The sequence below is a fragment of the Embleya sp. NBC_00896 genome (assembly GCF_045207785.1).
Classification (GTDB): domain Bacteria; phylum Actinomycetota; class Actinomycetes; order Streptomycetales; family Streptomycetaceae; genus Embleya.
In genome coordinates, this window is sequence record NZ_CP108776.1 from 4874924 (window position 1) to 4888920 (window position 13997).

The window sequence follows — 13997 nt, forward strand, 5'->3', positions numbered from 1 at the left end:
CGACGAATGGACAGGTGGGGACGCCGGACAAGATCCGTGCCCTAGCCATTGTCGCCAACGCGGCGCCATCCGAAAGACCCTTGCCCGAAAGAGGGACCAGACCCACGATACCGCTCCGATAAACCCCGATCCGGACACACGGATGCGCCCCCACGCCGTGTGGCGAGGGGGCGCATCGCGTCTTGCCGGCACCGGTCGGGTCGAGCTGGTATTGGGGGAGCCGCTCGTGATGTCAGGTCCCCGACCGGTACGTCCTGGGCGATCCTCAGATCACCTGCTGGTGGCGCTCGGCGAGCGCGCGGGCGGCCTCGGCGATAGCCGCACGCACGTGTCGCAGCGTCGTCAGGCGGTTGTCGGGGGTCGGCGGGACGAGCCACACGAGCGGTCCGTCGTTCTGCTCCGGAGGCGGCGGGAAGGTGATCCACGCACCACGCCCGTGGTGGCGCGGGCCGAGCCTGCGCTCGCGCGGCCGCATCGGCATGACGGCGGTCGGCGGGACCAGGAATCCGATTCGGCGGTAACGGCGATCGAAGATGACGGGACCGACGGGCACGCGGTGCGCGTGCAGCGTGGCCAGTGCTTCACGGCCGAGCCGGTCCTCCACCTCGATCACGTCGAACGTCTCGCCGGCGGCGACCAGCCGGGGGGCGTACGGGTTCCGAAGCGCGTCCTGCGGCAGCGCTGCCGTCGTCGTTCGGTTCACGTCGGCGTCCATCGGTGAGGCGGTCCTCTCGTTTCGTCACGGAAACGGAATCGCCCTCGGGGGCCGGGGAGGTCCTCGAAGCGTCCTCTTCGTCCTGCACGTGCCCGAAGCGTCCGACTTTGGGGACGTCCGCTTCTGCCCTAGATGCAACCAGGTCGGCACACCCTGTGACGAGGCCCGCGGTGGGACTCCTGCAGGACGCGCTGAGGACTCTTGCCGCCCTAACGAGCTAGACACATGACGCCGCAGGTGGGGCGGGGTCACGATCGAGATCCAGCACGGAGCGTTCAGGCCCGGTGTATCGCGTGATCGGGTCGGCGCAGTCATGTCCGTCACCACTACGCGTATGGAGGACGCGGTGCAACGACGTACCTTTCTGGCCGGCGCGGCGGCCGCCGGGCTCACGGTGAAGAGCTCCGCCGCATCCGCCGCCCCCACCGGGCCCGCACCCGCCCTCCCCGATCCCGCCGCCTACACCACGACCACCGCCCGTCTGCGGTCCCGCTACTGGATCGAGGAACCCGGACGACTGCTCCCGGTGGTGGCCGAACACGCCCGCAACGGGGCTCGGCTGCTCGCCGAGGGGCCCGAGGGGGCGCACTACTCCGCGATCGCGGAGACCGCGTTGCTCGCGTCCCGAATAGCCTTCTTCGACCTGAGCCTGCGCGGCCCGCACGTGCGGCGCTGGCAGGATCTCGCGCTCGACGCGGCCGACCGGGCGCGGGACGGCTCGCTGGCCGCCGCCGTGCTCGGCCACATGGCCTTCGCGCCCGCGTGGTCCGGTCGCGGCACCGAGGCCAGGGACACCCTGGCCGCGGCCCGCGAGCGGACCACGAGCGGCGACGCCGGGCCCACGCTGCGCGCGTGGCTCGACGCGATCGCCGCCGAGGCGGAGGTGCGGCTCGGCACGCCCGAGGCGGCCTTCCCGCTCCTGGACCGGGCCGCCGACACCTACGCGCCGCCGGAGAGGCCCGGCTCGTGGACGGCGGACGGCCCGCCGGCCTGGCTGGACTGGTTCTCGGCGGCCCGCCTGGAGGGCTTCCGCGGCGCCGCGGAAGTCGCCGCCGGACGCTCCGACGAGGCGCGGGCGACCCTGGAGCGGACCCTGGCCGGGCTCCCCGCGGACAGCCACAAGCAGCGCGCGATGACCCTGGCCGAACTGGCCGCCACCGCGGTCGGCGCGCGTGAGCCGCAGGACGCCTGCCGCCTCCTCGAGGAGGCGCTGGACCTGGTCGGCGTGCAGGGTTACGCGACGGCCGTGGACCGGGTCCGCACGGTGCGGGCCTCGCTCGCCCCATGGGCGCGGGAGCCGTTCCTGCGGGACGTGGACGACCGCCTGCGCGGCGCCGTGGCGCCGTAGCGCGGGGAGCGGCCCGGCCCCGCGGCCGGGTTCGTGTCGGCGCGTGTCTTCGGCCCCCCGGCGGCGGGGGCCGAAGACACGCGCCGGAGGACCGGACCGGCCGACAGGGCCCGTCCGGATGACGCACCGCGTCACGCCCGCGTCGCGCCGCCGTTCGCCCGGGCCACGGCGGCCGGCAGCTCGCCGAGCCCTTCGAGTCGCAGGTCGGCGACCTTGATCAGTTCGGGGTCGTCCGCGGTCAGGTAGCCCCACGGCCCGCGCCGTACGTGCGCGGTGCGCAGGCCCGCGAGGTGCGCCGGACGGACGTCGTTGTCGAGTCGGTCGCCGACGTACAGGATCTCCTCGGCCGGGCACGGGCACTCCGCCACGAGCCGGGTGAAGAACGCCGGTTCGGGCTTGCTGATGCCCCAGTCGTCGGAGGTCGCGAGCAGATCCACGCCCAGGTCCAGGCCGCGCAGGATCATCCCCGCGTTCACGGTCTGGTTGCCGACGACGCCGAGCCACAGGCCCTGGTCGCGCAGCGCCTTCAGGCACGGCCGGGTGTCCCCGTAGAGGTCCTCCTCGCCGAACCACTCCGGGAAGCCGGCGGCCGTGCGCGCGGCCCGCTCGACGGTCAGGTCGAAGCCCGGTCGAAAGCGCTGGAACACCTCGCGGTAGTCCAGACCCTGCGCGATGACCGCCCCGAAGGTGGCGGCGAACGTGTGTCGGGGCACGCCGAGCCAGTCCGCCCAGGTCCCGTATTCCCGCGATTCGTCGACCAGGGTCTCGCCCACGTCGAACACCACGGCGCTGATCCGCATTACCGCTCCCCGCTGTCGTCGCCTTCCGGCCCCGTCCTTGTGCCTGCAGTCGGCCGGAGTCCGTCGGGCTGGGTCCGGGCCTGCCGGGCCGAGCCCGATCGGGAACCGCCCACCCGTGCGGGGGTTGGTCCGATCGGCGTCCGTCCGGTGCCGGGATCCTTGCCTTCACCGGGCACGGGACCACCCAGACGGTACCGCTTGCCTACAAGGCAAAAGTCATCCGAAGGCCGCATCTGGCTGATCTTGATCAAAACCGTCGGGACTGCCACGAGATAGCGGCCCAATGCGGCGGTTCTCTATTCATCTTCGATCACTCGAACAGGCTTCCCCGGCCCTGTCCGGCGCATCGCCACCCCGCCGCGGACCGTCCGGGCCGCGCGGGACCCACGGCGACGCGACCGCGCCGCGTGCGAGTGGGCCGGCGTCGCGCCGGGCCCGGGAGTCGCCGGGGCCGAGATCGCCACGCCCCGGCGGGCTCCGAAGCCATTGATGACACGTGTCACACATGATAGAACGTGTTTCACTTTTATGGCGGGCAGCCGTCGACATCAAGGCGGGGACCGAATCGTCGGCAGGGACGGTCGGCAGCGCCGGTCGCTCATCGCGACGTGGATACCGGAGGTTGTCGTGGCCGACTCCGACGAGGTCACCCGTCCGCAGACCAGCACGCGGGACCTGGCGAAGGTGCACGACCAGTTGCTCGCGTGGCTCGCGACCCGGCTGCCCGAGGGCGCGGAGCCCGAGGTGTCCGAGCTCAAGGCCCCGTCCGGCAACGGGATGTCCAGCGAGACGCTGCTGTTCGACGCCGGCTGGACGGTGGACGGCGAGCGCCGTACCGAGCGCTGCGTCGTGCGGATGCGGCCCGCGATGGACGCCAAGCCGGTCTTCCCCACCTACGACCTGGACAAGCAGTTCGCGATCATGACGCTGGTCGGCGAGCGCTGCTCGATCCCGGTGCCGACGCTGCTGTGGAACGAGCCCGACGAGGGTCCGCTGGGCGCCCCGTTCTTCGTGATGCGCCGGGCCGAGGGCGCCGCGCCGCCGGACGTGATGCCGTACACGATCGACGGCTGGATGCTCGCGGCCTCGCCCGAGGAGCGGGCCCGGCTCCAGGAGGCATCGGTCGCGATCCTCGCGGCGATCCACGAGATCGACGTCACACCCGAGGAGATCGCCTTCCTGCAGCACGAGGGCACCGGCGAGACGGCGCTGCGCCGACACCTGGACGACCTGCGCGCGTTCTACGAGTGGGGGATCGAGGGGCAGCGCGTCCCGCTCCTGGACCGGGCGTTCACCTGGCTCGACGACAACTTCCCCACCGACCCGGGCCCCGACGCGATCAGCTGGGGCGACGCCCGGATCGGCAACATCCTGTACGTGGACTTCGAGCCGACCGCCGTCCTGGACTGGGAGATGGCCGCCGTCGGTCCGCGCGAGCTCGACATCGCGTGGCTGATCTTCATTCACGCGTTCTTCCAGGACATCGCCACCCGATACGGCCTGCCGGGCCTGCCGGACTTCATGCGCACCGAGGACGTGTGCGCGCGCTACGAGAAGCTCACCGGCTACGCGCCGCGTGACATGCGCTACTTCGAGATGTATGCGGCCGTGCGGCACGGCGTGGTGATGGCCCGCATCGCGCACCGCCAATGGCACTTCGGCGAGCGCGAGCAACCGGAGAACCTGGACGAGACGGTGCTGCACCGCGGGCTCATCGAGGCGATGCTCGCGGGCACGTACTGGGAGCGCGCGGACGGGAGCTGACGCACCGTCATCACCACGCACGCGCCCGCCGTACGACGGGTGCGCTCCCCGAGCCGAGTGGGTGCGCGCCCGGACAAGATCCCGAGGGGTTAGGCTGGGCTCTTCACCATCATCCACAGCGGGCGCCATGACCCGTGCGGGTGATCGTGTGTGACGGGCGACATCACGCGGACACGGTCCGTGTTGTTGTCGGTAGCATGAATCACCGGGGGCGACTCCGGGGGTAGCTGCCGGAGGTGCCGCATGACGATCGGGGGACTCGACCCGCCGGCCGGTGCGGGTGTGCCCAAGGGCGCACCGCGAGCCGAGGGTGACGTTCCGGGCCGGAGCATGTCCGACCGCGTCGGACGACTGTCGCGTCGGCCTGTCCAACAACCCATCCAACGACTCGGCCTGGCCGCGGTCACCTTCCTCACCGGAAGCCGCCGCCGCACGCCCGACGCCGTGGAACCACTGCTCCAGGTGCATCGCGTGCACCACCCGAAGGCCGATGTGACGGCCCTTCAAGAGGCGTACGCGGTCGCGGAGTTGTCCCACCGCGGGCAGATGCGCAAGAGCGGCGAGCCCTACATCACGCACCCGCTCGCGGTGGCGACGATCCTGGCCGAGCTGGGCGCCGACACCACGACGCTGGTCGCTGCGCTGCTGCACGACACCGTCGAGGACACCGACCTGACCCTCGAAGAGGTCCGGGCGGCCTTCGGCGACGACGTCACGCACCTGGTCGACGGCGTGACCAAGCTGGAGCGGGTCGACCTGGGCGACCGCGCCGAGGCCGAGACGATGCGCAAGATCATCGTGGCCACCGGCCGCGACCTGCGCGTGACCGTGATCAAACTGGCCGACCGGCTGCACAACATGCGCACGATCCGATATCGCCGCCGCGCGAGTCAGATCCGCACGGCCGAGGCCACGCAGGAGGTGTTCATCCCGCTCGCCGAGCGGTTGGGCATCCACGTGCTCAAGTCCGAGCTGGAGGACATCGTCTTCGCGACGCTCCGGCCCGAGGAGCACGCCGCGACCGCGCGCACCGTCAGCGCGAGCCAGGCCGAGACCGACGAGGCCACCGCCAAGCTGTGCACGATGGTCAAACGCGCCCTGCGGGACGCCGGGATCGAAGCCGAGGTATCGCCGCGCGCGCGGCACCACGTATCCGTGCGCCGAGTACAAAAGCGTCGAGGGCGCGAGGACCTGGGACCGTTCGACCTGTCCCGGCTGATGATCGTCGTCGACGCGGACACCGACTGTTACGGCGCGCTCGGCGTGCTGCACACCTGCTGGTCGCCGATCGCGGGCGAGTTCAAGGACTACATCGCGACCCCCAAGTTCAACCTGTACCAATCGCTGCACACCGCCGTCACGCTGCCCGAGGGCGACAAGGTCGAGGTGCTCATCCGCACCCGCCGCATGCATCGCCTCGCCGAGTTCGGCGTGGTCGCGCAGGTCGCGCACACCGGCAAATCCGACTCCGGCCCCGATGCTCCCGAGCAGCTCGCGTGGCTGCACCGGCTGCTCGCGTGGCAGGGCGGCATCCCGGACGCGCACGTCTTCTGGAGCTCGCTGACCGCCGACCTGTCGGCGGACCGCGAGCTCCTGGTGTTCACCCCCGGCGGCCGGCCGCTCACCCTGCCCGCGGGCTCCACGTGTGTGGACGCGGCCTACGCGATGGGCGAGCAGACCGGGCACCGATGTATCGGCGCGCAGATCAACGGCCGCCTGGTGGCCCTGAGTTCGGTCCTCGCGGACGGCGAGACGGTCTCGATCATCACCGCCCCGCCGGGCGCCGCGGCACCCTCCAAGGAATGGCTCTCGTTCGTCCGCAGCCCACTCGCGCGGGTCGCGATCGAGGCGTGGCTGGCGAAGTACCCGCAGGGCGTCGACGGCCGCATCGACCCGCTGATAGACGCGTCGACCGCCCCGCCGCTGGGCAACCTCGCCGCCGCCGGAGAGGCCGCGGACCACCCCCCGGTCGAGGCCGCCGCGCCGCCGTCGACCGCCGACGTCGCGCAGGTCCCGGTGCGGACCCGGCGGGCCCCCGCCGACCCCGGCGAGGCCGTGGTCAGCGTGCCGGGCTCACCCGGGGCGCCCGTGCGGCTCGCGCGCTGTTGTACTCCGGTGCCGCCCGACGAGCTCGCGGGCTTCGTGATCCGCGGCGGCACGGTCGCGATCCACCGGGCCGACTGCACCAACGTGCAGCAGATGCGCCGGGCGGGCCGCGACGTGGTGGCCGCCTCGTGGCTGCCGCATCAGGCCGACCAGGGGTATCGCGTCACGGTCCAGATCGAGGCGCTCGACCGGCCCCGGCTGCTGGCCGACGTGACCGCGGCGATCGACGCGGAGGGCGCCGACATCACCTCGGCCTCGATCGCCCCGCCGCAGCAGATGCGGGTGCGGCAGACGTACACGATCCGCCTGGCCGACCTCGCGACGCTCCCGAAACTGCTCCGCGCGCTGCGCCGGGTCCAGGGCGTCTACGACGTGTACCGGGCCCGACCGCGCGTGCACCCGCGGGTGGCCGACAACTAGGGCGATCCGGCGCCGGGCCGTTACGGCTGCCGGTGTTCCTGCGGCTGTGGGGTCTCGGCGGTGTCGCCGCGCAGGACGTCGTTGAAGCGGGCGAGATGGTCGGCCAGCGCGCCCAGCTCCTCCTTGGGCCAGGAGGCGAACCGTTCCGTCATCACCGCGAGGCTGCGTTGGCGGGCGTCGGCGAGGCGCAGGTGGCCGGCCTCGGTGAGGGTGATCAGGTGCGACCTGCGGTTCGTCGGGTCGGTCGTGCGGGTGATCAGTTGCGCCTCTTCGAGCGCGGTGAGCTGTCGGCTGATCGTGGTCTTGTCCAGGCTCAACCGGCAGGCGAGTTCCTTGCCGGTCGAGGTGCCGCGTTCCTCCAGATGCGCGAGCAGGTGGTATTCCGCCTGCGTGATCCCCGCCGCGTGCAACGGGGGACCCATCAACAGCCGGATCAACCGGGTGGCCGCCCCGACCTCACGGACCACTCGCCGCTCAACGCTGTCCGACATCGCCTTGCTCCTCAACACCTGTGCGCCCTGATGTGCGCCAAGCGTGCCCGACACGGTTGCAAAACACAACAACATGTATCGGACACCTGACGCGCCGAGGACGAGGGTGGGGCCCGGCCCCACACGTCCTAGATGAGCGGGGGCAGGTCCGGGAGGTCTGTGCTCACGCGCATGCCGAATTTGGGGCGGCGTTTCTCCAGGAAGGCGACCACACCCTCACGGACGTCCTCGGAGCCGCCGGTCCAGTGCAGCGCCCGGGATTCGTGCAGGTGGGCCGTTTCCGGGTCGGGGACGCTCTGCATGTCCCAAAGGAGTCGGCGGGTGAGCGCGATCGCGACCGCGGGGGTGTTCTCGGCGATCGTGCGGGCCAGCTCGTGGGCGCGGGCGAGCAGGTCCGCCGGTGCCACCACCTCCCGGACCAGGCCGGACTCCTTCGCCTCCGTCGCGTCGAAGACCCGTCCCGTGAAGCACCATTCGAGCGCTCGGTCGATCCCGACGACGCGCGGCAGGAACCACGTCGAGCAGCCGTCGGGGGTGATCCCGCGCCGGGCGAAGACGAAGCCGAACCGCGCGTTCGAGGATGCGATCCGGATGTCCATCGGCAGCGTCATGGTCGCGCCCACGCCCACCGCCGCGCCGTTGATCGCCGCGATCAACGGCTTCTTCGAGCGGTACAGGCGCAGCACGAGCCGGCCGCCGTCGTCGCGAAACGCCTCCGCGTCGTCCACGGCGCCCTCGAACCGCTCCGCGTGCACGCCCGGGTCGAACGAGTCGGCGCCCATCTCCAGGTCGGCGCCCGCGCAGAACGCCCGCCCGCTTCCGGTGAACACCACGACGCGCACCTCGTCGTCCTCGTCTGCGTGGTCCAACGCGTCGGATATCTCCTGGCGCATCCGATACGTGTACGCGTTCAAACGGACCGGTCGAAACAGCGTCACGGTCATCACGTGGTCCCGGACCGACGTCGAGATCTGCTGGTAGTCCACGCGAGCTCCCCGGTTCGACGAACGCTCGCAAGCCACCCTGCCGCGCGATCACGTCGAATGCCAGGGTTCCCGGGATGCGATCTCCGCACTAGCTTTGATGGGCTCCTACACCCCGGTACCAGTCGCTCGCATCGTGCAGGAGGTGGACCCACCGGATGCTGGATCGGACACAGGCCCTGGCCGAACTCACCGGACCCGAATCGGCCTACGCGATCGAGGAGATCGTCCACGACGGCATCCCATGGCGGGTTCTGAGCAAGGCACCGCCCACGCTGCGCGTCGTTTTCGAGGACCTCGCGGCGTACGGGACACGTGACGCGCTCGTGTACGAGGACGAGCGGATCGACTACGCCGAACAGCACCGTCTGGTCGCCCACCTGGCCCGACATCTCGCCGCCGCGTGCGGCGTCCGGCGCGGCGACCGGGTCGCGATCGCGATGCGCAACCACCTCGAATGGCCGCTCGCGTTCTGGGCGATCCAGGTGCTCGGCGCGGTCGCGGTGCCGCTGAACGCGTGGTGGACCGCCGACGAACTCCGGTACGCCGTCGAGGACTCCGGCAGCACGGTGCTGATCTGCGACGGCGAACGGGCCGAGCTGACCCGGGACCGCCTCGACGGCACCGCGCTCACCGCCGTGCTCGTGGTGCGACCCGAGGGGCCGTTGGCGGACACCGAGACCGACCTGTCCGCGCTGCTGCGCGGCTGCACCGGCGAGGTCCCGCTGCCGGAGACCGGCCCGGAGCCGTTCGACGACGCGACGATCCTGTACACGTCGGGAACCACGGGGCGGCCCAAGGGCGCGGTCGGCACCCACCACAACCACACCACCAACCTGCACACGATGCAGCTGCTGAAGGCGATCGGGGCGGCGCGCCTGGGGCTGCCGACGGCCGAACTGGCCAAGGGGCCGGGGGCGATCGAGCAGATGCTGTCGGACCTGCCCGCGCCGAGCAGCCTCCAGGTCTACCCGTTCTTCCACATCGCCGGCCTCGCGGGCCTGTACATCGGCGCGGCCCAGGGCGCCAAGCTGTGCCTGATGCACCACTGGGACACCGCGAAGGCGCTCCGGCTGATCGAGGCCGAGCGGATCTCGACCGCGAACATGGTGCCGACGCTGCTGCGCCGGCTGGTCGAATCGCCGCTGCGTGAGGGGCACGACCTGTCCAGCCTGACCAGCCTCGGCGCGGGCGGCTCGCCGGTGCCACCGGACCTGGTCGGGCAGGTGGGCGTTATGTCGGGCAACGCCATCGTGCCGCTGAACGGCTACGGGATGACCGAGACCACGTGCGTGGTGGTCGCGAACTCGGGTGACGAGTACTACGAACACCCGGACAGCGTCGGGCATCCGGTGCCGACCGCGGATCTGCGGGTGGCCGATCCGGTGACCGGCGAGGAGTTGCCTGTCGGGCAAACCGGGGAGATCCGGTTCCGCGGTCCGCAGGTGGTCAAGGGCTACTGGAACCGGCCGCGGGAGAGCGAGGAGACGTTCCCGGACGGGTGGTTCTGTACCGGCGACCTCGGCTACACGGACGCCGAGGGCCTGCTGTACGTGGTCGACCGGCTCAAGGACGTGATCATTCGGGGCGGCGAGAACGTTTACTCGGCCGAGGTCGAGGCGGTCCTGTTCGAACACGCGGCGGTCGCGGACGTGGCGGTGGTCGGGGTGCCGCACCACGATCTGGGCGAGGAGGTCGCGGCGGTGGTTCGGCTGCATGTGGCCGGGGCGGCTACCGCGGCGGAGTTGCGTGGGCATGTCGCGCGGCGGCTGGCGGCGTTCAAGGTGCCGACGTTGGTGCGGTTCACGGAGCGGGCGCTGCCGCGGAATGCGGTTGGCAAGGTGTTGAAGCGTGAGCTTCGGGACATGCTTGCGCTCTGACGCCGCGGGGCGCGATTGGGCACGGCCTGCGGCCGGTGCGGCCTCAAGCGCCGGCCGGGCTGGGTTGGTTGGGTTGGGTTGTCCTCAAGCGCCGGACGGGCTGATTTGGCATGGCCTGCGGCCGGTGCGGCCTCGAGCGCCGGACGGGCTGATTTGGTTTGGTCGGGTGTGGGCGGTGTGGGGGTCAGGCCTGGTCTCGGAGGCGGGAGCGGTCGAGGCGGTGTTCCCAGGCGGTTAGTTCGTCCCAGACTTCGGTGACGAGTTCGTGGTCGGGGCCCAGGACGCGGATGACGTCGGGGACCAGGGCTCGGAGGAGGCGGACCGCGCCCTCGAAGTTGTCCGCGTCGCCCTCGCGTCGAGCGAGTTCGCGGCGGACGCGCAGGGTTTCCAAGTGGTCGGTGCCCAGGACCGCGACCTGGTCCGGCAGCAGGCCCTTGAGCAGTCGGGCGGCCTCGGCCGGGCGGCCCGCCTCGGCGGTCCACCGGGCCAGGCCGCGCCGCGCCCGCAGCGTGTCCGGATCCAGCGCGCCGCGCAGCCGCCCGCTGTCCGAGATCACCGAGCGCAGCAGCGTCGTCGCGGCCACCGGGTCGCCGTCCCGGCCGAGTCGCCCGGCCAACTGCTCGCGCAGCAGCAGGGTGTCCGGGTGATCCGGCCCGTACAGCCGCATCTGCTTGCCCAGTTCGGTGCGCATGACCTGGATCGAGTCGGCCGCCCGGACCGCCCGCGGGGCGGTGGGGGGCGGGGTCGCCCGAAGCCGGACCGGCTGGTCCTGGGTGGGCTGCGGGTCGACCAGCGAGCTCGGCTCCTCCGGCACCGTGCCCCACGGCTGCGGCGCGAGGTTGCGTGGCGGCGCGATCGACAGCTCGCACAGCCGATCGCGCACCTCGGCGGCGCTCCCGGGGCGGTTCGCCGGTCGCTTGCTGAGCAGGGCCAGCACGAGCGCGGCGAGGTCGTCGGGCACCTCAAGGCGGGTGTTGCGCACCGACTCGGGCGGGACGGTCAGGTGGTGGTGCATCATCGCGTGCGGATGGTCCAGGCCGAACGGCGGTGCTCCGGTGAGCAGTTCGTGCAGCACGCAGCCGACGCTGTACAGGTCGGCGCGGCCGTCGATGTCGCCGCCGCGGATCTGCTCGGGCGACATGTACGCCGGCGTCCCGAGCATGCTCCCGGGCAGCGTGATGCCCGCGCGCGAGGACACCGTCTCCATGTATCGCGCGATGCCGAAGTCGAGCACCTTGACCACCCCGCGCGAGGTCACCATGACGTTCGCCGGCTTGATGTCGCGGTGCAGCACGCCGCCCGAGTGCGCGACGTCGAGCCCGTCGCACAGTTGGATGGCCCAGCCGATCACGTGCCCGATCGGCAACCACGCGCCGTCCGCGACGAGCTGGGCGAGCGAGCGGCCCGTGATCAGCTCCATCGCGACGTACATGACCATGCCGTCGGTCTCCTGCATGCCGCCCAGGCTCGGGCCGAGCGCGGAGGTCACCTGCGCGTCGTGGGTGGACTGCGCGTCGTCGGGGAGCAGACTCCGGGTCTCGGGCCCGAACGGCGGCTCGGTACCCGCGAATGTCGGGCCGCCGCGGTGCTCGACCTTCTTCTTGCCGCGGTCGTGCACGACGATGATGTTGGGCGAGGACAGGCCGCCCGCGATCACGGCTTCGAGGCCGAATCGGTCGACGCTGTTGGACATCCCGAAGGACTCCTTCAGGACCTTCACCGCGACGAAGCGTTCCATCCGCTGGTCCCAGGCCCGCCATACCGTCGCGGCACCTCCCGAGCCCAGCCTCTTGACCAGCCGATACCGGCTGCCAAGCCACAACTGAGCCACCGCAAACGCCTCCCCGTACGCGCCGTATACACGCGATTCTTTCGTAGCCACGTCCGTGCGGGGAACGGTATGCGACATCACCACCCGGACACGGATCGGGTCGGCCGCGACGAGTCCCCTCGGCGTCCGCTCCATGCGCACCCGTATGTGGCCCCAGTACGGTCGGCCCCATGACCGAGATCATTGTCGTCAACTCGCCCGACGAGCCGCCCACCGGCTGGGACGCGAGCGTGTTCCTGGCCGGCCCCACACCCCGCGCGCCGCACGTGGCGTCCTGGCGTCCGGGCGCGCTCGACCTGATCCGCGAACGGTGGCGCGGCCCCGGTCGGCTCGTGGTGTTCGTGCCGGAGCCGGGGGACGGGCACTCGTGGCCCACGCACCAGGTGCAGCGGGATTGGGAGTTGCGCCAACTCGACCGCAGCGACCGGGTCGTGTTCTGGCTGCCGCGCGACCTCCGGGACCTGCCCGGCCTGACCACCAACGACGAGTGGGGCTGGCTCAAGGACTCGGGCCGTGCGGTCCTGGGCACGCCGCCGGACGCGCCGCGGGTGCGCTATCAGCGCGCGTACGCGCTCGGGCACGACGTGCCGGTGCGGGACACCCTGGCCGCGACTGTCGACACCGCGCTCGACGCGCTCGGTACGGGCTCCGCGCGGGTCGCGGGGGAGCGGGACATCCCGCTGAACGTGTGGGGCACGCCGGCGTTCCGGGACTGGTACGGCGCCCAGCGCGCGGCGGGCAACACGCTGCTCGGCGGCCGGATCGGGTGGGTGTGGCGCCGGGGCGACGAGGCGTGGCTGTGGGCGGCGCACGTGCGGGTCGCGATCGGTGCCGAGGGTGGTCGGGTCAAGGACGACGAGGTGGTGCTCGGTCGGCCGGACATCGCGACGGTCGTGCTGTACCGGCGCGGGGCGACGCTCGACGCCTGCACCGTCGTGCTGGTGCGGGAGTTCCGCTCGGCGGCGCGCACGGCGGACGGGTTCATACACGAGCCGCCGGGCGGGAGCGGGCACACGGCCGCCGACGCGTGCGTCGAGGTCGGGCAGGAGACCGGGCTCGTCCTGGCCGCGGAGCGGGTCCGCGCGCACGGTTCGCGGCAGCTCGCGGCCACGCTGGCGGCGCACCACGCGCACGTGTACTCGGCGGAGCTGACCGAGGACGAACTGGCCGCACTACGCAGCGACCCCGGCCCACATGGAGTGGCCGGGGACGGGGAACGCACTCACGTCGAGATCACGACGTACGGCGAACTGCTGCGCTCGGGGCGGGTCGACTGGTCGACGCTGGGCATGCTGGCGGCCGTGCTGACAGGGGCCGCCGAGGATCAGCGGTAGTTGCCGACGCCGGTGCAGGGGGCGTGCCGCTCGACGAGGCAGACGGTGTCGTCGATCGTCATCAGCCGGCCACCGACGATCTCCGGGGCGCGGAACGCCGGGACCTGCATCGTGACGAGCGAGCGCGGGCTGAGTGCCGCGACATACGGCTCGCCGCAACGGGTGCACATGGCCGGGGCGGTGAGGGTCTTCAGCATGGTGGTTCCTCCGAGACTGGTGAAGTTAACCTTCCGTTCACCTTTGGTTCGGTCCCCAGTTTCCTTCTTCCTCGCCAGAATGTCAACTGAGTTGGCCTACGGCGGTGGCCGTCCATATGGCATCCTGA

The 13997-nt window shown here is 71.7% G+C and carries 11 protein-coding genes; 5 read left to right on the plus strand and 6 right to left on the minus strand.

Features of this window, described 5'->3' with window-relative positions; genetic code table 11:
- Positions 1–265 precede the first annotated feature (265 nt).
- Positions 266–703 carry a hypothetical protein gene (locus OG928_RS22190; RefSeq protein WP_406286478.1) on the minus strand — a complete coding sequence of 146 codons (438 nt, stop codon included), beginning with the start codon at positions 701–703 and terminating at the stop codon, positions 266–268.
- A gap of 358 nt (positions 704–1061) precedes the next feature.
- Here OG928_RS22190 and OG928_RS22195 point away from each other — a divergent pair, with 358 nt between their 5' ends.
- Positions 1062–2063 (plus strand): transcriptional regulator, encoded by a 1002-nt coding sequence (locus OG928_RS22195; RefSeq protein ID WP_406286481.1) that lies wholly within the window; start codon positions 1062–1064, stop codon positions 2061–2063.
- Positions 2064–2194: 131 nt separating this feature from the next.
- Here the strand turns inward: OG928_RS22195 and OG928_RS22200 are convergent, their stop codons facing one another.
- On the minus strand, positions 2195–2863 hold the full coding sequence (locus OG928_RS22200; RefSeq protein ID WP_406286483.1) for an HAD family hydrolase: 669 nt from the start codon (positions 2861–2863) through the stop codon (positions 2195–2197).
- Between the two features lie 627 nt (positions 2864–3490).
- Here OG928_RS22200 and OG928_RS22205 point away from each other — a divergent pair.
- Together OG928_RS22205 and OG928_RS22210 are read left to right on the plus strand one after the other, a co-directional pair.
- A complete protein-coding gene (locus OG928_RS22205; protein ID WP_406286485.1) occupies positions 3491–4627 on the plus strand; it encodes a phosphotransferase family protein in 1137 nt (378 codons plus the stop codon).
- Positions 4628–4870: 243 nt separating this feature from the next.
- A complete protein-coding gene (locus OG928_RS22210) occupies positions 4871–7153 on the plus strand; it encodes a RelA/SpoT family protein (protein WP_406286487.1) in 2283 nt (760 codons plus the stop codon).
- A 20-nt stretch (positions 7154–7173) separates the two neighbouring features.
- Here OG928_RS22210 and OG928_RS22215 read toward each other — a convergent pair whose 3' ends face one another.
- Together OG928_RS22215 and OG928_RS22220 are read right to left on the minus strand one after the other, a co-directional pair.
- Positions 7174–7644, minus strand: coding sequence for a MarR family winged helix-turn-helix transcriptional regulator (locus OG928_RS22215; protein ID WP_406286491.1), 471 nt, complete (start codon positions 7642–7644; stop codon positions 7174–7176).
- Between the two features lie 128 nt (positions 7645–7772).
- Positions 7773–8630 carry an enoyl-CoA hydratase-related protein gene (locus tag OG928_RS22220; RefSeq protein ID WP_406286493.1) on the minus strand — a complete coding sequence of 286 codons (858 nt, stop codon included), beginning with the start codon at positions 8628–8630 and terminating at the stop codon, positions 7773–7775.
- Positions 8631–8785: 155 nt separating this feature from the next.
- On the opposite strand from OG928_RS22220, the gene OG928_RS22225 reads away from it, so the two are divergent.
- The gene (locus tag OG928_RS22225; RefSeq protein ID WP_406286496.1) at positions 8786–10507 is read left to right on the plus strand and encodes a class I adenylate-forming enzyme family protein; all 1722 of its coding nucleotides are present in this window, start codon (positions 8786–8788) and stop codon (positions 10505–10507) included.
- 184 nt (positions 10508–10691) lie between these two features.
- Here the strand turns inward: OG928_RS22225 and OG928_RS22230 are convergent, their stop codons facing one another.
- Positions 10692–12389: a protein kinase domain-containing protein gene (locus OG928_RS22230; protein ID WP_406286498.1), complete on the minus strand. Its 1698-nt coding sequence runs from the start codon at positions 12387–12389 to the stop codon at positions 10692–10694.
- Positions 12390–12508: 119 nt separating this feature from the next.
- Here OG928_RS22230 and OG928_RS22235 point away from each other — a divergent pair, with 119 nt between their 5' ends.
- The gene (locus tag OG928_RS22235; protein ID WP_406286500.1) at positions 12509–13672 is read left to right on the plus strand and encodes an NUDIX hydrolase; all 1164 of its coding nucleotides are present in this window, start codon (positions 12509–12511) and stop codon (positions 13670–13672) included.
- On the opposite strand, the gene OG928_RS22240 is transcribed toward OG928_RS22235, so the two are convergent.
- The gene (locus OG928_RS22240; protein WP_406286502.1) at positions 13663–13869 is read right to left on the minus strand and encodes a hypothetical protein; all 207 of its coding nucleotides are present in this window, start codon (positions 13867–13869) and stop codon (positions 13663–13665) included. The genes OG928_RS22235 and OG928_RS22240 overlap by 10 nt on opposite strands.
- Positions 13870–13997: the final 128 nt, after the last annotated feature.